20 protein-coding genes are annotated in these 19,882 nt (G+C 32.9%); 16 read left to right on the forward strand and 4 right to left on the reverse strand.

The window, feature by feature from the left end; genetic code table 11:
* Positions 1 to 63: 63 nt before the first annotated feature.
* The 14 genes from glf to yjeM all read left to right on the forward strand — a co-directional run bounded on the left by glf (position 64) and on the right by yjeM (position 12,125).
* A complete protein-coding gene (glf, locus tag AC0GLY_RS00800) occupies positions 64 to 1,182 on the forward strand; it encodes a UDP-galactopyranose mutase (RefSeq protein WP_496611686.1) in 1,119 nt (372 codons plus the stop codon).
* A 5-nt stretch (positions 1,183 to 1,187) separates the two neighbouring features.
* Positions 1,188 to 2,621 (forward strand): oligosaccharide flippase family protein, encoded by a 1,434-nt coding sequence (locus AC0GLY_RS00805; RefSeq protein WP_496611688.1) that lies wholly within the window; start codon positions 1,188 to 1,190, stop codon positions 2,619 to 2,621.
* 108 nt (positions 2,622 to 2,729) lie between these two features.
* A complete protein-coding gene (locus AC0GLY_RS00810; RefSeq protein ID WP_496611689.1) occupies positions 2,730 to 3,401 on the forward strand; it encodes a sugar transferase in 672 nt (223 codons plus the stop codon).
* Between the two features lie 92 nt (positions 3,402 to 3,493).
* Positions 3,494 to 4,513, forward strand: coding sequence for a tetratricopeptide repeat protein (locus tag AC0GLY_RS00815; protein ID WP_496611690.1), 1,020 nt, complete (start codon positions 3,494 to 3,496; stop codon positions 4,511 to 4,513).
* 92 nt (positions 4,514 to 4,605) lie between these two features.
* The gene (locus tag AC0GLY_RS00820; protein ID WP_496611691.1) at positions 4,606 to 4,941 is read left to right on the forward strand and encodes a helix-turn-helix domain-containing protein; all 336 of its coding nucleotides are present in this window, start codon (positions 4,606 to 4,608) and stop codon (positions 4,939 to 4,941) included.
* Positions 4,942 to 4,996: 55 nt separating this feature from the next.
* Complete coding sequence (locus tag AC0GLY_RS00825; RefSeq protein WP_496612215.1) at positions 4,997 to 5,542, forward strand: transposase; 546 nt, start codon at positions 4,997 to 4,999, stop codon at positions 5,540 to 5,542.
* Positions 5,518 to 5,721: an IS3 family transposase gene (locus AC0GLY_RS00830; protein WP_496611692.1), complete on the forward strand. Its 204-nt coding sequence runs from the start codon at positions 5,518 to 5,520 to the stop codon at positions 5,719 to 5,721. The genes AC0GLY_RS00825 and AC0GLY_RS00830 overlap by 25 nt, the downstream gene beginning before the upstream one ends.
* Positions 5,722 to 5,944: 223 nt before the next feature.
* Positions 5,945 to 6,991 (forward strand): acyltransferase, encoded by a 1,047-nt coding sequence (locus tag AC0GLY_RS00835; RefSeq protein WP_496611693.1) that lies wholly within the window; start codon positions 5,945 to 5,947, stop codon positions 6,989 to 6,991.
* Positions 6,992 to 7,099: 108 nt separating this feature from the next.
* Positions 7,100 to 8,098, forward strand: coding sequence for an NAD(P)-dependent oxidoreductase (locus AC0GLY_RS00840; RefSeq protein ID WP_496611695.1), 999 nt, complete (start codon positions 7,100 to 7,102; stop codon positions 8,096 to 8,098).
* 11 nt (positions 8,099 to 8,109) lie between these two features.
* Positions 8,110 to 9,099 (forward strand): NAD(P)-dependent oxidoreductase, encoded by a 990-nt coding sequence (locus AC0GLY_RS00845; protein WP_496611696.1) that lies wholly within the window; start codon positions 8,110 to 8,112, stop codon positions 9,097 to 9,099.
* A 9-nt stretch (positions 9,100 to 9,108) separates the two neighbouring features.
* Positions 9,109 to 9,714 carry a nitroreductase family protein gene (locus AC0GLY_RS00850; protein WP_496611697.1) on the forward strand — a complete coding sequence of 202 codons (606 nt, stop codon included), beginning with the start codon at positions 9,109 to 9,111 and terminating at the stop codon, positions 9,712 to 9,714.
* Positions 9,715 to 9,729: 15 nt separating this feature from the next.
* A complete protein-coding gene (locus AC0GLY_RS00855) occupies positions 9,730 to 9,954 on the forward strand; it encodes a hypothetical protein (RefSeq protein ID WP_496611698.1) in 225 nt (74 codons plus the stop codon).
* 138 nt (positions 9,955 to 10,092) lie between these two features.
* Positions 10,093 to 10,596, forward strand: coding sequence for an MGMT family protein (locus AC0GLY_RS00860; protein WP_496611699.1), 504 nt, complete (start codon positions 10,093 to 10,095; stop codon positions 10,594 to 10,596).
* Positions 10,597 to 10,643: 47 nt separating this feature from the next.
* Entirely contained in the window at positions 10,644 to 12,125 is a 1,482-nt protein-coding gene (yjeM, locus tag AC0GLY_RS00865) for a glutamate/gamma-aminobutyrate family transporter YjeM (RefSeq protein ID WP_496611700.1), read from the forward strand.
* 87 nt (positions 12,126 to 12,212) lie between these two features.
* On the opposite strand, the gene AC0GLY_RS00870 is transcribed toward yjeM, so the two are convergent.
* Both AC0GLY_RS00870 and AC0GLY_RS00875 read right to left on the reverse strand, forming a co-directional pair.
* Positions 12,213 to 13,160, reverse strand: a complete 948-nt coding sequence (locus AC0GLY_RS00870) for an NmrA family NAD(P)-binding protein (RefSeq protein ID WP_496611701.1) — start codon at positions 13,158 to 13,160, stop codon at positions 12,213 to 12,215.
* A gap of 79 nt (positions 13,161 to 13,239) precedes the next feature.
* Positions 13,240 to 13,761 carry an HdeD family acid-resistance protein gene (locus tag AC0GLY_RS00875; protein WP_496611703.1) on the reverse strand — a complete coding sequence of 174 codons (522 nt, stop codon included), beginning with the start codon at positions 13,759 to 13,761 and terminating at the stop codon, positions 13,240 to 13,242.
* Positions 13,762 to 13,905: 144 nt separating this feature from the next.
* Here AC0GLY_RS00875 and AC0GLY_RS00880 point away from each other — a divergent pair, with 144 nt between their 5' ends.
* Both AC0GLY_RS00880 and AC0GLY_RS00885 read left to right on the forward strand, forming a co-directional pair.
* Positions 13,906 to 16,488 (forward strand): YfhO family protein, encoded by a 2,583-nt coding sequence (locus AC0GLY_RS00880; RefSeq protein ID WP_496611704.1) that lies wholly within the window; start codon positions 13,906 to 13,908, stop codon positions 16,486 to 16,488.
* A gap of 9 nt (positions 16,489 to 16,497) precedes the next feature.
* The gene (locus AC0GLY_RS00885; RefSeq protein ID WP_496611706.1) at positions 16,498 to 17,157 is read left to right on the forward strand and encodes a histidine phosphatase family protein; all 660 of its coding nucleotides are present in this window, start codon (positions 16,498 to 16,500) and stop codon (positions 17,155 to 17,157) included.
* 30 nt (positions 17,158 to 17,187) lie between these two features.
* Here AC0GLY_RS00885 and AC0GLY_RS00890 read toward each other — a convergent pair whose 3' ends face one another.
* Positions 17,188 to 18,414, reverse strand: coding sequence for a DUF2075 domain-containing protein (locus tag AC0GLY_RS00890; protein WP_496611707.1), 1,227 nt, complete (start codon positions 18,412 to 18,414; stop codon positions 17,188 to 17,190).
* The gene (locus tag AC0GLY_RS00895) at positions 18,404 to 19,834 is read right to left on the reverse strand and encodes an MFS transporter (RefSeq protein WP_496611708.1); all 1,431 of its coding nucleotides are present in this window, start codon (positions 19,832 to 19,834) and stop codon (positions 18,404 to 18,406) included. The genes AC0GLY_RS00890 and AC0GLY_RS00895 overlap by 11 nt, the downstream gene beginning before the upstream one ends.
* Positions 19,835 to 19,882: the final 48 nt, after the last annotated feature.

Raw genomic sequence — 19,882 nt, forward strand, 5'->3', positions numbered from 1 at the left:
TATAATGATTATTGATGTTTATTAATTAAATTAAAAATTACTATAAAGTTAAGGAGATTTTAAATGACTGATTATCTGGTCGTTGGTTCAGGTTTATTTGGATCAACATTTGCTCACGAAGCAGCTAAACGAGGCCATCATGTTGAAGTAATTGAAAAACGTGACCATGTGGCTGGAAATATTTATACTAAAGAAATTGAAGGAATTCAAGTTCATGAATTTGGTGCTCATATTTTTCATACTAAGATGAAAAATATTTGGGATTATGTCCAACAATTTGCAGAATTTAATAACTACATTAACAGTCCCATTGCTAACTACAATGGTGAGATTTATAATTTACCATTTAACATGAATACTTTTAACAAGCTTTGGGGTGTGGTAACACCAGATGAGGCACATGCTAAGATTGAAGAACAAAAGCAAAAGGCTGATATTCCTGCAGAGCCGACTAATTTGGAAGAACAGGCCATTTCTTTAGTTGGACCAGATATCTATGAAAAATTGATTAAAGGATATACCGAAAAACAATGGGGACGTAAAGCAACTGATCTTCCTGCTTTTATTATTAGAAGAATTCCAGTACGTTTTATTTATGACAACAACTACTTCAGCGATCCATATCAGGGAATTCCAATTGGTGGATACACCCAAATCATTGAAAAAATGTTAGATAGTGATTTGATTGACGTTAAATTAAATACGGATTTCTTTGATAAAAAGGATGAATATCTTAAATCTGGGAAACGAATTATCTTTACAGGGATGATTGATCAATTCTTTGAATATGCCTTAGGAGAACTTGAATATCGAAGCTTACGTTTTGAAACTGAAATTAAAGACGTTGATAATTATCAAGGAAATGCAGTAGTTAACTATACGGATGCTGAGACTCCTTATACTCGGGTAATTGAACACAAACATTTTGAATTTGGCAAAGGTAACAAAAACAAGACGGTTATTACCCACGAGTATCCTAAAAGTTGGAGTCGTGGTGACGAACCTTATTATCCAATTGATAATAAACGTAATCGTTCGTTATACAAAGAGTATACTGAATTAGCTGCTAAAAATGATGATAATGTGGTTTTTGGTGGTCGCTTAGGACAATATCGTTATTATAATATGGATCAAACTATCATGTCAGCGCTTCGGTTAGTTAAAACAGAATTTGGCGAATAGTTAATATGAAAGTTATTAAAAATTACCTTTATAATGCTTCATATCAAATTTTTGTTTTATTAGTTCCCTTAATAACTACTCCATATTTAGCGCGAGTTTTAGGACCACATGGGGTTGGAATTAATTCTTATACTAATACGATTATTCAATACTTTATTATTTTTGGAAGTATTGGAGTATCTATGTATGGAAATCGTCAGGTTGCTTATGTTAGAGATAATAAACAAAAATTAACGGATACTTTTTACGAAATCTTTTTGATGCGGATTATAACAATTGGATTAGCCTTTGTAGCTTTTTTTATTTTTTTATTATTTGTCCGTAAAGATTGGATTGGTTATTATTTAGCGCAGTCACTTTCACTATTAGCAGCGGCTTTTGATATTGCCTGGTTTTTTGAAGGGGTTGAAGATTTTGCTGTGACAGTGGTTAGAAACCTAGTAGTTAAAATTATTACCTTAGTTAGTATTTTTACTCTAGTTAAATCATATGATGATTTGGCGCTTTATATTTTAATTTTATCTTTGTCACTATTAATTGGTAATTTAGCATTATTTCCGAGTTTGAAACGCTTTATTGGGAGACCACAATGGCACCATTTAAAATTGTTTAGGCATTTTTGGCCTTCACTAGTTTTATTTGTTCCTCAAATTGCAACGCAAATTTACCTTCAAGTTAACAAAACTATGTTAGGTGATATGACAACGGTTAGTGCAGTTGGATATTTTGAACAATCAGATAAGATTATTAAAATGTCGTTAGCAGTGGTCACGGCAACGGGATTAGTCATGTTACCGCATGTTTCTAATGCTTATAAGAATGGACGAATGGATAAAGTAAAGGGATACTTATATACTTCCTTTGAGTTTGTTACAGCGGTTGCAGTTCCATTGATGTTTGGAATTGCGGCGATTGCTCCAGCATTAGTTCCATTATTCTTAGGTTCAAAATTTATGCCAGTAATTCCTTTAATGATGATTGAAGCAGTTGTAGTGTTGTTGATTGGGTGGAGCAATGCCATTGGGATGCAATATTTGGTGCCAACTAGTCAAAATAAAGCCTTTAATTACTCAGTAATTTTAGGTGCAATCGTTAACATTATTGCAAATGTTCCATTAATTTTGATGTGGGGGGCAGTCGGAACAGTTTTGGCAACGGTTATTTCAGAAGTTACGGTTACCGGATATCAAATGTATGCAATTCGAAATCAAATTAATATGCGAAAATTATTCGTTAGTTATTGGAAATACTTACTATCAGGATTTTTGATGTTTCTAATTGTATTTAAATTAGGACAGATGTTAAAGGACAGCTGGTTAATGATCTTATTTGAGATTATAATCGGAATGGTTTCATACTTGCTGTTTATCTTAATTTTAAGACCACACTTAGTTAAAGCAACATTAATTAAAATAAAAAATCGAAAATTAAAAGATTAATGAAATTAAGTTTTCATTAATCTTTTTTGCTTAGATTGACAGAAAGTCTTTTTTATTATTTATTTTTTTGTTACTATGAAGGTACTGGATTGAAATAAATTAAAAATAATGGTGACTAAATTGGAAAAAGAAAAACAAAAAATTTGGCTAAATAAAGCTCAAGTACAAAATCGCCCAGTTTACTTTACCCTTAAAAGAACTACCGATGTATTTTTGAGTGCATTAGGAATCGTATTTTTGAGTCCTTTGTTTATCATCTTAAGTATTTTAATTAGAAATGATGGTTCACATGGAAAGGCCCTTTATATACAGGAGCGGGTCGGTAAAAACGGAACTCATTTTAATATGTATAAATTTCGGTCGATGATTCCGAATGCTGATCAGCATTTAAATGAATTAATGGATCAAAATGAAGTGGAGGGGGCGATGTTTAAAATGAAAGACGATCCCCGAATTACTAAAGTCGGAAAATTTATTCGGAAGTATAGTTTAGATGAATTACCACAACTATTTAATGTTCTCCAAGGCAAAATGTCATTAGTTGGACCTCGGCCACCAATTCCTAGTGAAGTGGCTGAATATAATGACTATGATAAGCAAAGATTACTTGTAAAGCCAGGATGTACTGGTTTATGGCAAGCAACGGTTCGTAATAATACTGATTTTGATGGCATGGTAAAACTAGATTTGGAATACATTCAAAAGAGTAGTTTTACATTTGATTTTAAAATCATATTTGAGACGGTGAAAGTCATGATTAAGCCAAATTCAGCATACTGAAAAAATTGATATATTTTCTAAGGTTAGAATATCAATTTTGCGTTATGCTGTAAACGGGGTATTGCAAAAACTTAGGGAGAAGGAATTAATAAATGAAAAAATGGATGTGGTATGCAATTGGGATTATCCTGATAGTTGGATTAGCGGGTGGTTTTTTAATTAATTACAAAATTAATGCATCAACTTATAAAACCAGTTTGCAAAATGGGCGAACTGAAATTAAAAATAAACAATACAATGAAGCACAAGCTGATTTTCAAAAGGCGGCTAAAATTAAGCCTAATTCAATGGAAGCAAATAATTTATTGAGTCAAACTAGTAAGTTTGTTGCTGCTGAAAACAAGTTTAAAGATTATGATTTTAGTGAAGCAATTGAATCTTTTAATGACGTAGTGAATTATAATCAAGGCTCATCAGTTCTTAAAAATCGTGCAAAAGTCGAATTAAAGATACTTAAGCAAGTTTCTGGAAATGTAACTCGGTTAGAGAAAATTTATAATCAAGCCTTGAAACAAAATAAAGCTAAGCAATTTGATGCTTCAAATATAACTTTAGAGGGTATTTTTGATGATGATTTAGCTACTAACACTTTCTATGCGGGAATTGTGAAAGAAGCTAAGAAACTTAAAGCAGCAAATGATGATCATGTTGTTTTGATTAAGTATAAGGCTAAAAAAAGGAATACTAAAACTAGCAATAAAAAGTTTAAAGCGAAGAAAGAAAAAAATAAGACACCTAAGGCTACTAAAGCAACTAAGGAAACTAGTACAGCAATTAATGCTGTTACTAGTACTGTAGCACCAACGGTTGCTACCGAAAGTGATTCAGACGCTAGCGACCAGGCAGTTTCAAATAGTCAAACGGTTACGCCAACACCTAGCTCAACTGTAAGCAGTTCAAATAAAAATTCATCTTCTGCAAATAATTATCAGCCATTTTCTTCATCTGGTAATAAGCGATATGATTCTAACCCAACTAGTACTAATTCAACTTCCATTCCAGCATCAACTGAATCTAAAACAGTTGACAATAGTTCACAAATTAATGATTCTTCAACCTCAACAATAACTAATCAAGGAACTTCAACAACTAGTTCCACTTCCTCAAATTAGGGTATTTAACATAAAAAAGGAATTGAATTTTTGAAAATTCATGATATGAACCCCATAAGTTGGACAAAAATCTAACTTATGGGGTTTTTGTTATGCCAAAAATAAATTACGAGTTAAAACAGCAAATTATAAAAGAATATTTTAATGGGACTGGGTCAACTACGTTGTCCCAAAAATATAAAGTTTCAAATTCAGTTATTTTAAGTTGGATTAATAGAATTAAAAATGAAAATTTTGTAATGGTTACTAGTGAAAACCGTCATCGAATAGAGTATTCTGTCGAATTTAAAATAAAAGTATTAAGCTATAAAAATTCGAATAATTGTACTTTATCAGAGTTATGTAACAAATTTAAAATACATTCAGAAAGTACCATCTATTTTTGGCAGCGTCAGTTTGATGAATTAGGTATAATCGAAATTACCTAGAAGTAACTATTACTATGCGGCTTCGTCGCAATCAATAGATAAGGATAAAGATATAATTAAATTAATAAATGTTATTAAAGAAATCAACTCTAAATATGGTTATAGAAGAGTTACGATGGCCCTCAATAATGATGGATATAACGTTAATCACAAACGTGTTCTTTGTATTATGAAAAAATATAATCTTTTATCGTCAGCTTTTGGAAAGAAGAAAAGAAAATATAGTTCTTATAAAGGTAATGTTGGTAAAAGATTTAAAAATAGATTTAATCGTCGATTCAATACACCAATTCCATTTCAAAAGTTAGTATCAGATACTACAGAGTTAAGATATGGAAAACAAAGTATAAATGAACGTATATATTTAAATCCAGTGCTAGATTTATTTTCTGGAGAGATAATTTCATATAGTATTAGCAACCATCCAGATTCTAATTCCGTCTTTTCACCAATTAAAGAAGCTATCTTAAAGCTACCAAAAACACACTTCAAAAGATTTTTCCATTCTGATCAAGGAGTTCACTATCAAAATAAACGATTAAATAAATTTCTAAAAAAAACCACATTACCCAAAGCATGTCGCGTAAAGCAACCTGTTTAGATAATGCGGTTATTGAATCATTTTTTCACCTTTTAAAAATTGAAATAGGAAACGATTTTAGTACGAAAGAAGAATTAATAAATTCCGTTAGGAATTGGATTTATTATTACAATAATTTTCGTATTAAAACAAAACTAGGAGGCAAGTCTCCGATTCAATATCGAAAACTTGTCTCCTAGAAAAACTAAATAATGTGTCCAACTTTATGGGTTCACATCATCAATTCCTTTTTATATATTATTTTAATTTAGTAGCCTTGTTATTACATTTTTTATAGAGTTTGCATTTTATATTTTTATCTTATATTGTTATTGTATTGATTTAAAAATATTTAAATTAATAACTATATTTATTGAAGTATAGTTAGGACATATTAATTAATATATTATTTTGGGAGTAACCATGAAAAAAAGATTAACTTACATTGATGTAACTAATATAATTGCTATAATTTTGGTTTTGTTAATTCATTCATCTTGGCATTCAGTTAATTCAGCACTGGGTATTTTTGACAATATTATAAGAGGAGTTGCTGCAATCGCTGTATTTTTATTTTTGATGAATTCAGGTGCAACTTTATTAAATTATCGAGATAAGTATTCCACGAAAAAGTTTATTATTAAAAGAATTAAGCGAGTGGTTTTTCCGTTAATTTTATGGAGTGTTATTTTTTATTTTATTGATTTTATGGTTAAAACGCCGCTTCCAGTGGTTAATGATAAAATTGATAAGCTCAGTTTTTATTCATTCATAATGGCTTTTTTCACTGAACATATAAATGGATCATTTTGGTTTTTTTATTTAATTATTTCATTATATGCGGTTACACCAATTATTTCGGTTCTTTGTAAAAATCATTTAAATGTTTTGTTTTATATAGTTTGTTTGGATTTTGCGATTAACTTTTGTTTTATGTATCTCAACAATAACTGGTTACATTGGGATGTTACTACATATGTTTTAGCTAGCACAGCTAATTCATATATCGGTTTTTATATTATGGGATATTTAATTAAAATTGGATATTTTAGTAAATTACATACTAAAATATTGATAATACTGGGAATTTTATCATTGGTTATTATCATAATAATTGCATTTTTTAGATTTCAAATAAAGAATCCATTAATTTATAATTTAGGTGAATATGCTGGCCCGTTAAACTTTTTCTATGCTATCGGATTTTACATTGTAATTAAAAAAGTGGTTGAAAACTATCATATTTTTGAAAATAGGAAATTGCAGAAATGTTTAGCAGTTTTATCTTCTCTTAGTTTAGGAACCTATATTCTTCATCCATTTTTTATAAAATTATTTATGAAAATCACTAATACTCAATTTGGTAGTTGGATTGATATTATTATTATGCCAATTTTTACATATGTTCTTTGTGGCCTTACCGTTTACATTATTAAAAAGGTTCCAGTAATTAAAAATATTATTCCTTAAGTGGATTAACAAATAAATTATAATGTATATTCCTAGTTTCTAATTCTTGCTAACAGTCCTAAATCTAACCTATAATTGAGATAAATTAGAAAAATAGGGGATTTAACGATGTTTAAAATTACGGTTTATAGTGTACGGGATGTTGAAATCCCACTTTTTAAAAAATTAAATAAAGATGACTTTGAATTAAACTTAGTTACAGATCATTTAACACCTGATAATGTAGATCAGGCAAAAGGATCGGATGCTGTGTTGGTTAGTGGTGGCGACGATACTGGTAAAGATGTCTTAGAAAAATTTGCTAGTTATGGGATTAAATTAGTTTATACACGTTCAGTAGGAGTTGATCGGTACGACTTTGATGCGGTTGATAGACTAGGAATTAAGGTTGCCAATGTGCCCAATTATTCACCACGAGCTGTGGCTGAATTAGCCTTTATTTTGGGAATGACACTATTCCGTCATGTTGCTCCAGCTACTTACAACACGCATATGGGGGATTTTCGGATTTTACCAGAATACTTTGCCAATGAAATTCATAATGCTACAGTTGGAATTATTGGGGCGGGTAGTATTGGAACGGCTGAAGCTAAATTGTATAAAGCGCTTGGAGCTAAAACATTAGCATTTCAACGTCATCCAGATTCAGGCAATGATGCGGTTGAGTTTGTCGATTTAGATACCTTGCTAAAACAAGCTGATATTGTTTCAATTCACGTTCCTTATATTCCAGGGAAAACTGACAATTTAATTGGAGCCCCTGAATTAGCAAAAATGAAAGAATCAGCAATTTTGGTAAACACTGCTCGAGGACCAGTTGTGGATAATGAAGCAGTTGCTCAAGCGGTTCGAGATTTTAAAATTGGTGGTTATGGGACTGATGTGCTCCTTGATGAACAACAAGTGATGGATAAACAATTTAATACTTTAGATAATGTTCCAAACCAAATTGACAAAGACTTAATGAAAAGTTACCCTAATGTGATTGTGACACCTCATATGGGATTCTTTACAATTCCAGCGGTTACGGACATGATTAGTACAAGCTTTGAGAACTTTGAAAGTACCATTAAAACAGGAAAACCAGTGCACCCAGTCGAACGATAGGAGGCATAAATATGAATAAAATTACAGTATACAGTGTTAAAGATTTTGAAAAGCCATTGTATCGTGATTTAAACCAATACAATTTTAACCTTCAATTAGTGGCGGCTCCCCTTTCATTAAATAATATTGAAACCGCTACTGGGTCGATCGGAGTTTTGATTGATGGAGCAACGGATGCCAATGCAGAGGTTATGAAGGCTTTAAAGGAAGCAGGGGTAAAATATTGTTTTACCCGGTTCATTGGCTATGACAATTTAGATTTAGAAGCAGCTGCTACTGCTGGAATTATGGTTGCACGCGTTCCGAGTTATTCACCTTATTCAGTAGCTGAATTAGCGATGACGATGGGACTAGATTTGATGCGCCATGTTTCAGCTGCAACGGTTGATACACACGAAGGTGATTTTCGCATTTTACCTAGTTACTTTGCACCAGAAATTAGTGATTTAACCGTTGGAATTATTGGAGTTGGACATATTGGATCAGCAGAAGCTCATCTTTATCATGCTTTAGGTGCAAAAGTTTTGGGCTATCAACGCCATCCCAATTATAATCCTGAAGTTAAGTTTGTTGATGAAAAGACTTTGCTAAAACAAGCTGATATTGTTTCAGTGCATGTTCCTTACATTCCCGGCGTAAATGATATGATGATTGGAGCAACTGAAATTGAGAGCATGAAACCAGGTGCAATTTTAGTAAACACTGCTCGTGGACCATTAGTCGATATCAATGCAGTTACGAGTAGCCTTGAAAGCGGGAATTTGATGGGTTATGCAGCAGATGTGATTAGCAACAGCAAGATTAATGGTAAACAATTTGATAGCTTAGATGATTTTTCAGATCCTGATTTGTTAGCATTGATGCGTCATTACCCTAACGTTATTATTACTCCACATATGGGTTACTTTACTAAACCTGCTACTGAAGATATGATTCGAATTAGTTTTGCCAATTTTAATGATGCAATTACCACTGGAAAAACCAAAAATCAAATTCAATAAGAGGTTATCATGAACACACAATTATTAGATTTAATGAAACACCGTCGTACAATTTATGATTTAGGCAAAGCAGTGGACATTCCTCAAACTGAACTATATGAATACATTAAAGAAATTATCCGTTATACGCCGTCAGCGTTTAATAGTCAGCCCGTTAGAGCAGTAGTTCTATTTAATGAAAAGCATGACCAGCTTTGGGATTTAACGGCTGAAATTCTCAAAGAACAGGTTGAACCAGATGCCTTTTTACGAACTAAGGCAAAAATAACCACCTTTAAGAGGTCATTTGGTTCCATCCTGTTTTTTACCGATATGGATATTGTGCAAGCTTATGCTAATAACCCTAAAATTGCGACCTACCAATATGACGAATATAACTGGTCAGAACAAGCGCAGGGAAATGCCCAATTTGCGGTCTGGACTGGTTTAGAAGAAAATGGCTTAGGAGTTAATATTCAACATTACAATCCGTTGATTAGTTCATCCGTTAAAGCTAAATTTAAACTTCCTAGTAGCTGGCAATTACGTGCTGAAATGAACTTTGGATCAATTGCAGGAACTACTAAGAATAAGGATTTTATTGCGGATGAAACTCGCTTTAAATTATTCCAGTGATTAGGGGGCTAAGTCATGACAGTTGAAGAAATTGATGAAAAATTATTAAAATTGCGCAAGTTTGCTAATTTTGTAATTACGCCTTTATTTGTGGTTTTAATTGCGGTTTATTTTATTCAAAAAAATACAACCCCTTTAGTAATTATTTTGGCAGTAATCACGTTAATAATTTATTTCTTATATGGCATCATCGTTTGTTATTATGTTTTTAAACGACGAAAGTTGCTCAAAAAGCAATAGGTAGAATCCTTAATTCTAGATTTCAGAGAATTAAGGATTTTTTGTTGTAGAATTCTTAGGTACTGAAACGTTTTTTAAATTATTAAAAAATATGTTAAAATAAGTGTTATCTGTAATAAAAAGGGGGAATTTGTATACATGCAAAGAATTTATTGGGATGCTGTTAACGTTAATGGACGGAAAGTTTTTTATACGGTTACTCGTCAAGGGTTGAATTTTGTGAGTTCACCAGAGATGGGTGTTTCACAAATTTTAGAGTTTTATCCCTTAACTCAATTTGAATATGTACATGTTCACCGCGAAACGGATTACTATCGAAAAACTTTAAAGAAATATCTTAAAGGAAAACAAGATCATTTCGGCTTCGAAATTGATATTAATGGAACATCTCAACAAGCAGTGATTTGGAATCGAATTATGCAAATTCCTTATGGTGAAACTTTTAAATTAGTTGATTTGGCTGATGAGTTGTATCTGTCAGTTACAATGGTTGCTCAGGCCATGAAATTTTGTCCAGTGTGGTTAGCTGTTCCCATGCATCGAGTGATTGAACGTGGAAATGAAACTGGCTTTAGAACTGATGCTGAGATGGCCAAATATTTACGTGAGATAGAAAAGAATTCTAAGGCGGAATTTAAATAACAAAAAATGTAATTTGATATGCACCCTTTGAGAGGAAACCTAACATCATGAAAAAACGTCAATTAACTTTGATTTCCCTTGTTTTAATGGTCTTTACTTCCATTTTTAATTTTGTAAATATTCCCCGAGCTTTCTATTTAATGGGATATGCAGCTATTATTTGGTATGTGATTGCTGCACTTTGTTTCTTTTTACCATTCGCCTTTATGGTAGCAGAAATGGGTTCTGCTTTTCCAAATGCAAAAGGTGGAATTTATACTTGGATGGCTAAAGCAGTTAACCCAAAATATGCATTTGTTGGGATTGTGATGTGGTATACATCATTCATTGCTTGGATGTTAAATACTAGTTCAATTATTTGGATTCCTATTTCAACGGCTATTTTTGGGGTTGATAAGACGCAAACGTGGCATTTGTTCGGACTTAGCGATGTTCAAACGCTGGGAATTTTAGCTTCCTTGTTGGTTATTGTGATTACTTTTGTTGCAAGTCGTGGTTTAAGTAAGTTTAAATTAATTACTTCAATTGGTGGTTCAGCAATGTTATTGGCAAGTTTTATTTTAATTGTTGGGGGAACGTTTATTTTAATTTTGAATGGCCATCCTTTACAACCACTAAGTTTTGCTAGTTTTTTTAAATCACCGGATCCTCAATATGCTAGTATGATTGGTACTCTAAGTTTCTCAGTTTTTGCGGTCTTTGCATTTGGAGGGATTGAGATTATTAGCGGATTGGTTGATCAAACGAAAAATCCCCAAAAAACGTTTCCTCGTGGAGTTACAATCAGTGCCATTATGATTACGTTAGTTTATTGTTTAGGAATATTTGTGACAGGGATGTTTACTAACTGGGATCAAGTTTTCAATGCTGCTAATGGTTCACATGTTAACCTTGGAAACGAAGCTTTCATCGCCATGAATAACTTTGGGTATCAGTTGGGCTTAGCACTCCACTTTTCACATCACGTTGCCCTTGAAATGGGACTTTGGACGGCTCGTTACATTGGTTTTTCTATGTTTCTTGCCTTAATTGGAGCCTTTACGACGGTTATTTTTTCCCCAATTAAACAACTAGTTGAAGGAACTCCGGAAAAGCTTTGGCCAAAAGTAATTCGTAAAACTAAACATGATTTACCAGTTAATGCAATGAAAATTCAAGCCTTACTAGTGATTGCTTTTATTCTTTTAGTTTCATTTGGTGGTAAAAATGCCAAAATTTTCTTTCAAATTGTAATTTCAATGACAAATGTGGCGATGTCGTTACCATATTTATTCATTGCTTATGCGTATTTACAATTTAGAAAGAAAGATGATGTTGTTCGGCCCTTTACGTTTTTTAAAACGAAACGTTCTGCTAAGGTAGCATCTGTAGTTGTTTTATTGACGGTTGGTTTAGCTATTATTTTTACGTTAATTGCCCCTGTGTTACAAGGACAAACAATGAACACAATTTGGATGATTGTTGGACCAATTATTTTTGCTAGTGTGGCGTTATTAGGCTACCAACATTACGAAAAGTTAAATAAATAACATTATGAAAAATGATTAACTATAATTTATACTAAAAAAGAGCTCGCTAAATTGTTTTTTCAATCCAGCAAGTTCTTTTTGTATTCTTTAAATTAAATATTTTGGTTTATCAGCTAATAAATTCTCAATTTGTGCTGAGAGACTAGGTAAAGGAATCCCCAAAACAGTTTCTAAAGCATTTTCATTATTAACGTTGTTTTTTAAAATTTGCTCATGGGTCATCCCAAAAGCCACATCTTTTTTTGCAACTCGTTCGTTTAGAGCACCACTAGCAATTAGTTTTTGCATGGCTACTTTAAAGTTAATTTGAGCAGCATTAAGATGCTCCTTTTTTAATTCCGTTTGATATTGTTTTAAATCAACTGATTGAACGGGGAAGTTTTTCCCAGTAGCTTCTTTAATGGCTTTTGCTAGCTCCTTATAAGTATGTTGGGCACCATGAAATTCATAAACTTCGAGTGGATCGTGCTCTAACATAGTCATTACTTTGGCAGCTGCTTCAGCATAATAAATTTCTTGAGCCCAGCCGACTGTTTCTTCACCAGTAGCATACAGGAAGGATTCTCCAGTTATAGCAGTTTTTATTTCAGGCGTTTCGTTTTCTAAGTACCAATTATTTCGTAAAAATGAATGAGGAATTCGAGCATCAATAATCATCTGTTCGGTTGCACGGTGATCTTCAGCTAACGGAGTTTTATTAGTATTAGCATGGGGGAAGCTGGTATAAGCCAAATATTTCACCCCGGCATTAGCGGCAGCTGTTACAACATTTTTGTGTTGAACAATGCGAGGATGCTGTTCACTTGGTTGTGAAGAGACGAATAAAACACGATCGATTCCTGCAAAAGACTTTTCCATCATTTTTTCGTCGTTATAATTCCCTTGTCGAATTTCGACGGCAGTTGGATACATTTGTTTGGCTTTTTCAATATCGCGGGCAATAACTACGATGTCGTTAAATGATACAAGACTAAGTAATTTTAAGACAACTCTTTCACCAAAATGCCCAGTTGCCGCAGTTACAGCATATTTCATAATTAGGATCTCCTTTTTTGTAATTCTAGCATAAAAAAAGACGTGGAAAAAATTCCACGTCTTAATTAATTCTAATAAATTAGAATGAGCGAACAATAAGTAAAATACCGAAAAACATAAAGTAAAATGAAACTAAGAATAAACCAACGCTAACTGCCATTCCAGGATTTAATAATAGGACAATTCCAAGAAATACACCAATTACCCCAAGAATAACGTTGAACCAAAAGTATCCCTTACTTTCTTTACGGATGTAACGGCTGAACCAAAGTTCAAATAAAGAATCAAAGATAAACCAAAGAGCTAACATAATCCAAATGTAAGCTGCACCAATTTCTGGCTTAAATAAGATTAGGCCACCTAAAATGATGTCAATAACAGCACTAAGGATTAACCAACCTGGATTTAAACCAAGGGTTTTATCAATCATAGAAACATCAAAAAGTTTAAAAATTCCTTCGGCAATTAAAGCAAAAGCAATAATGAAAATTAAAGTTTTTAATGAACCAACAGGATTACGAGCAATAATTACTGACATTGCAGCAAATAAGATTCCAATTACTAAAGTAAATGGATCAAATTTTCTTTCTGAACTAAACATAAAAATATCCTCCTAAAAGTTCTTAATACGTTCTTAATTATACCACACTGGTGATTTTAAAAAGGTTTAATGAATTTTATAATTTTGTATAGTAAAATTAAACTATAATCAAATTCAAAGTTAAGAAAGTAGATCGCTTTAATTATGAATAAATTCTTGCAACAGTTTAAATATTATTTAGCAGCATTATTATTACCAATTCTAGTAGTTGTCGCAGCATTAGGATTTCGTGGAATTGCCCCCTTTGGACCTAATAACATTTTAGTTAGTGATTTAGCAACACAATATTTACCATTTTTTGAATTTTTACGGAGTCAATTATTAAACCATTCCTTAAGTATGTACTCATTCATGTTATCCCTTGGAGATAATACTATTCCTATTTTTACGTACTACTTAATGAGTCCATTGAATCTTTTAGTTGTTTTAGTAAAGGCTGCAGATGTACCAGTCTTAATGGAAGCAATTATTATTTTTAAAATCGGTTTAATTAGTCTTTCAATGGCGTGGTTTTTGAAAGTTAAATATCGACGTCAAGACATGATGCAAATCATTGCATCTGTCACATATGGTCTTTGTGGGTTTGTGGCCATGTACTTTTATGACTTCATGTGGCTTGAAGCTCTGATGATGTTGCCATTAGTTACCTTAGGAATTGAACGCCTTTTTTATAAGGGAAAGTGGGGCGGTTATGTAATTGCATTATTTGCAATGATTGTCTTGAACTACTATATGGGTTACATGATGTGCATTTATTCAGTCATTTATTTTGTATATTTAGTCATACTGAATCGACCGGTAAATGTTGGATTTTGGAAATATATTGTCGAACATAAAACGCTAACCATTAAGTATGTGATAAGTTCAATTTTAGCTGCAATGTTATCTGGGTTTATGTTAATTCCAACCATTATTGGAATGCTTTCTACCGGAAAAAGCAGCATTAATTTATGGAATTTCTTTCCGATGCTTCGTTTTTTACCGTCAGCATTTGTTAGTTTGGGAGTAGGGGCTACCAACTTTGTGGGACGCCTTGATCATGAACCATCGTTGTTCATTGGAAGTTTCTTTGCGATGGGATTATTGGTATTTTGGCTTTCAAAAATCACCAACTCCCGAGAACGTAAGGCTTCATTTTGGCTAGTTGGTGCTATTTTCTTGGGAATGTTAATTACCACAACTGATACGATATGGCATATGTTTCAAATGCCCGCTGGATTCCCATTTAGAGAAGTTTACATGTTAAGCTTTGTCATGATTGTGTTTGGGTATCAAGCTTGGCTAGATGGTAGCTTTAAAGATAATCTTTTGGTAATTAAAGCTGGTTTAATTTTAGCTGGCTTAGTTATAATTGGGTATGGCTCAGCCATATTAGAAATTATTACCGCTAAACGATATCATTTTCATACGCCATTTTACGTTGCTAATTATTGGTACTTAATTCCAGCTTTATTATTTATCTTGGCAACCATAGGAGTAATTTTATTAGCTAATCGTTACGGAAAACGAATGTGGTGGTTATTGCTGGTCTTAGTTTGTTTAGAAATGGGGACTAACTTGTGGATGGCACTTGGTGGTACTCAAGAGTATGGGAATCAAGCTAAGTTTAAGCAGGCCTATAATCAGTCGGCTAAAATTATTAAACAAAAAACCGCAAAACAACCGTACTTTAGTCGAACAAAAGTAAATAATCAATTGTATAGTAATAGTTTTAACATTAACTATAATCAATATAATGATTCTTTATTGTATGAATTTTTTGGCGTAAACAGTTATACTTCATCCTTGAATGTTAATACTCACGATGCGCTAGCAAACATAGGGTTATATAGTCGAAATGAACGACGAATTAGTTCTAATGGCTCAACTCCAGTTACTGATCAATTATTGGGAATTAATCAACAAATTAAGATTGGTACAAATAGGCAAGTAAAAACTACGAAAAATAATGCTAACGCAAGCTTAGGTTATGCTGTTCCTAATCAAATTAAGCAAGTGCACTATCATAAAAATGAAATTTTCAAAAATTTGAATACCTTGGTGCAAAAAGAAAGTCATACAAACGATAATTATTTTGTAGCTAATCAAATTAATGGGGTTTTGGTCAAAGCTAATCGGGATAATTATCGTTATACCGTAACTATGACTCCCAAAATTAGTGGAATTCAATACATGGATTTAACCACGACTAGTCCTAATCAAGAACTTGATGTAAGAGTAAATGGCAAAAAACTTGCTACAGATTATCACCAACTTGGAGCTGAAATTATTGAACTAGGTAAGTTTAAAAAGGGTCAGGAAATTAAAGTTAGTTTTACTAGTAATAGTCGAATTTTAGAAATGAAACAACTATTTGCCGGTTTTAATGAGCTTGCATTTAACCAGTTTGTTCAGGATACTAAGCCATATCGGTTAATGGTTCCACAGCCTGAAAGACTTAAATATCAGGGAAATCATTTTAGTGGAAATATTACCACGACGAAAAATCGGCCCCAAGTTATAATTAGCATTCCATATGACAAAGGTTGGCAAATTACAGAAAATGGGAAACCCATTCAGGTTCATAAAGTGTTAAATGGATTAACTGGAATTAAATTAACTACTGGTAAACATAAATTACAATTTACTTACCACACGCCAGGACTTAAAATAGGTTTAGGAATAACAATCCTTGGAATGATTGGTGTTTTATTACAATTAATGATTTTTAACAAAAGACACAAATAGGAGATTATTATGGCTGTTACTGCATACTTAGTTCGTCACGGACAAACGTACATGAACTTATATAACAAGGTTCAAGGATGGATTGATTCACCCTTGACTGCAAAAGGGATTCAAGATGCTAAAGATGCTGGAGATCGCTTAGCTAAAATTAATTTTGATGCGGCTTTTACTAGTGATTCAGGACGTGCAATTGAAACAGGACGCCAAATTTTAAAGAAAAATCCAAATGGAATTAACATTATTACCTACCAGTTTCCTGAATTGCGAGAACAATTTCATGGTTATTTTGAAGGAGAGAATCTTGAACAAATGTGGCAATTTGTTGGTGAACAAGTGAAAATTACCAATGAAGCGGGTGTTTTAGATAACTTTGGGCTCGAACGTGCACGGGATTTGATTGCGAAAGCTGATTTATACAATAATGCGGAAAATAATGAACAATTTTGGAACCGGCTTGATCGTGGGTTTGACCGAATTCGTGAAAACACTAAGGATGATGAAGTTATTTTAATTGTTTCTCATGGAATGACAATTCGTTCAATTGTTGATCGTTATGCACCCGAACTTGATCAAGGTCAAGCAGCTAAAAATGGTAGTATTACTAAGTTACGGATTTTGCCAGAAACCATTGAAGTTGAATACTACAATAAATTAGATAGTGACGTTTAAAAAAAGTTCTGCATTTGATGCAGAACTTTTTTATTTTTTAGTTTTAGCAAAACTAGTTAAAAGTGCTTTTCGAAGTAGCGGATCATGAGCATAAATATATGTTCCATAAACTCCGCGTTTCATTAAAACATTCACAGAATTTAAAATAATTTGGCGTTGCATTTTTTGAAATTCCACTAAGTTTTGAACATCCTTACGGCGTTTGATTGATTCGGTATTAGTTTGTTTGCTCAAATCGACTTTGATTTTATGATCATGAGAGTCAAGATAAATCGGAGGACCTAGAATTAAACCGACGTAGTTTAAATCAAAACCCTGACAAGTGTAAATTGAACCAACTTCATTAATTGTTTGAGAAAGTTCGGCCCATGGAGTACTTGTGTAATTATATTGATCCCAGGGCATTTTAAAACCACCTCGTTCTTGAATATAGTGTTTACCACCGTCCAAAGTAGATGGATAACCAGTAGTTGAGACAATTCGGGAAAGACCAACTGCTTGATTACGTTTGACAATTGCTTGTCGCATAGACTCAGGATTATCGTAAACCCTAAAATCATAACCATCGTCAGCATCTTTTGGAATAGGAAGCAGTTTTCCATTACTAAACTCGTCGATCCAGTGGACTAAATCAGGTTTGGCGGTCATCCGAAATTGATGAGTTAAATGATAACTGTCATGATGGTAGGGGGTTAAGATTTTATCTAAACGCTTCTGATCCCAATAGTTTTTTGTTTGAATTACCTGCCGCATATCAAAAACGACAATCACAACTTTACTTAATTTAATAATTTCTTTGAGCTGATTTTCGCCGTAAAAGTTATTATAGTGATCAGGTTGAGATAACAATAAGTGGGCTTCGTCAATAATGACGACGTCAGCTTTTTCGTCGTGTTTTTGCATTTGGTTAATGAACGACGTGGGGCGCATAAAATTCTTTTTTAAAACATTTGCTTCTGTTCCCGCAATTTGTTTATAAACTTTCAGCACTTCGGGATGATTGACTAAAAAGTAATTTCTCGTTTTATAAAGGGGATTTTTAGGATTATGGGCTGCTTGTTGTAAATCAAAAAATAATTGACTTAAAATAACACTTTTTCCAGTTCCACAATCTCCATAAATGGTGAAGATGGAATGATGATGGTTGATACGATTTTTGATAAAAGCTTCAACACGTTTAATTAATTGCTGCTGTTCATCAGTTAAATGATTTAAATTAGGGGCAATTTTATTGATGGCTTCATTATTAATTTTCATTAGTTTGCTTCTTTCTTGATTGGAGATGCCAGTTAAAGAAAGTAACGACGGCAATGGCTGTGGCTAAGCCTAATAGGATTAAATAATCTAGATCACCACCAACTTTGGTTTTTTGGATGAATTCTAAGTGGTTAGTGGCTTGGTTTTGCTGAAAAGCAATCATGGATGCTAAAATGGTTGTTCCTAACGACCCAGCGTATTGTTGTAACATGTTAAAAATTGAACTAATGTCAGCCGATTGTGACATTGGAGCGTTGGCCTGAGCATTAGAAATCGTATTGGAAAACATAAGATTAATACCAAAGCGGAGTAAGCTAAATAAAAGCGTAAGTAACAGACTAGTAGTCCATGACTCAGTTATATTAAAGAGCACCATTGTTAACCAAACTAAACAAACCCCAGTTAAGATAGGTTTGAAAGCTCCAAAATGATCATAAATTATTCCAGAAATAGGAGAAGTAATTCCCCCAATAATTGATCCTGGCAATAAAATTAGCCCAGCAGTTAAAGGACTGATTCCATAGACAATTTCAGCATAAATTGGAATGACAAACGAAATTCCAATGTTAATAAACATAAGAGACATGTAAGTAAAAGCATCTAGGATAACCGCTAAGTTTTTTAGCGGTAGAAACGAAATTAATTCGGAGTTACCACGTTGGTTAACCCAGATAAAGCTAAATAGACTAAATAATCCAATGATAGCTGGAAATAACCAATCTGTCACAGTTGCGTTTTTTACTCCAAATTGATTTGCTGACCAGACAAACATGAAAAAAGCAATGGACATCATAATTAGAGCCACAAAATCAAAGCTTTTTTTGATTCCTTGTGGTTTAAGATCAATGGTTTTAGTTCCTAAAATAACGGTAATGATTGCAATCGGAAGGACAATTACAAAAATATAACGCCAAGAAGCTAAAGAAGCTAGTGCACCACCATAAGTTGGCCCTAAAGCAGGTGCCATGGAAATTACCATTGAACAAATTCCCACGTAGGTTCCAATTTTATTTCGTGGAATTTTTGTAAAAATAACATGATACATCATTGGCATTGAGATTCCCGTGGCACCAGCCTGAATTAAACGACCAAGCAAGAGTATCGAAAAATTAGGGGCTAATCCCGAAAGTAAATCTCCAATGATGAAAAAGGTTGCTGCTAACAAAAATAAACTTTTAACGTGATACTTTTTTAGTAAAAAAGCGGTAGTTGACATAGTAATGGTTACGACTAACAGATAACCAGTCGTAATCCATTGAATTGTATCTAAAGAAACGTTAAATAACTTTGCTAGTTCGGGAAAAGTAACGTTCATGGAAGTTTCTAGTAATACTCCACAAAAAGAAAGTAGTGCAGTGGCTAAAATTGCCAATTTGGTTTTTAAAGTAATGCTTTCAGAATTAATGAGAAAGACCTCCAATTATTTTTATTTTAGTATAGCACTGCTAGCCAGCAAAAAAGCTATGAC

It is taken from the genome of Fructilactobacillus sp. YLN 2507, assembly GCF_059614085.1.

Bases quoted from the DNA above. Each gene is read 5' to 3' on its own strand.
- AC0GLY_RS00810 (WP_496611689.1), top strand. From the start codon at position 2,730: ATGGTGACTAAATTGGAAAAAGAAAAACAAAAAATTTGGCTAAATAAA.
- AC0GLY_RS00845 (WP_496611696.1), top strand. From the start codon at position 8,110: ATGAATAAAATTACAGTATACAGTGTTAAAGATTTTGAAAAGCCATTG.
- AC0GLY_RS00840 (WP_496611695.1), top strand. From the start codon at position 7,100: ATGTTTAAAATTACGGTTTATAGTGTACGGGATGTTGAAATCCCACTT.
- AC0GLY_RS00820 (WP_496611691.1), top strand. From the start codon at position 4,606: ATGCCAAAAATAAATTACGAGTTAAAACAGCAAATTATAAAAGAATAT.
- AC0GLY_RS00835 (WP_496611693.1), top strand. From the start codon at position 5,945: ATGAAAAAAAGATTAACTTACATTGATGTAACTAATATAATTGCTATA.
- glf (WP_496611686.1), top strand. From the start codon at position 64: ATGACTGATTATCTGGTCGTTGGTTCAGGTTTATTTGGATCAACATTT.
- AC0GLY_RS00830 (WP_496611692.1), top strand. From the start codon at position 5,518: ATGTCGCGTAAAGCAACCTGTTTAGATAATGCGGTTATTGAATCATTT.
- AC0GLY_RS00890 (WP_496611707.1), bottom strand. From the start codon at position 18,414: ATGAAAATTAATAATGAAGCCATCAATAAAATTGCCCCTAATTTAAAT.
- AC0GLY_RS00805 (WP_496611688.1), top strand. From the start codon at position 1,188: ATGAAAGTTATTAAAAATTACCTTTATAATGCTTCATATCAAATTTTT.
- AC0GLY_RS00870 (WP_496611701.1), bottom strand. From the start codon at position 13,160: ATGAAATATGCTGTAACTGCGGCAACTGGGCATTTTGGTGAAAGAGTT.
- AC0GLY_RS00855 (WP_496611698.1), top strand. From the start codon at position 9,730: ATGACAGTTGAAGAAATTGATGAAAAATTATTAAAATTGCGCAAGTTT.
- AC0GLY_RS00850 (WP_496611697.1), top strand. From the start codon at position 9,109: ATGAACACACAATTATTAGATTTAATGAAACACCGTCGTACAATTTAT.
- AC0GLY_RS00885 (WP_496611706.1), top strand. From the start codon at position 16,498: ATGGCTGTTACTGCATACTTAGTTCGTCACGGACAAACGTACATGAAC.
- AC0GLY_RS00880 (WP_496611704.1), top strand. From the start codon at position 13,906: ATGAATAAATTCTTGCAACAGTTTAAATATTATTTAGCAGCATTATTA.
- AC0GLY_RS00875 (WP_496611703.1), bottom strand. From the start codon at position 13,761: ATGTTTAGTTCAGAAAGAAAATTTGATCCATTTACTTTAGTAATTGGA.
- AC0GLY_RS00815 (WP_496611690.1), top strand. From the start codon at position 3,494: ATGAAAAAATGGATGTGGTATGCAATTGGGATTATCCTGATAGTTGGA.
- AC0GLY_RS00860 (WP_496611699.1), top strand. From the start codon at position 10,093: ATGCAAAGAATTTATTGGGATGCTGTTAACGTTAATGGACGGAAAGTT.
- yjeM (WP_496611700.1), top strand. From the start codon at position 10,644: ATGAAAAAACGTCAATTAACTTTGATTTCCCTTGTTTTAATGGTCTTT.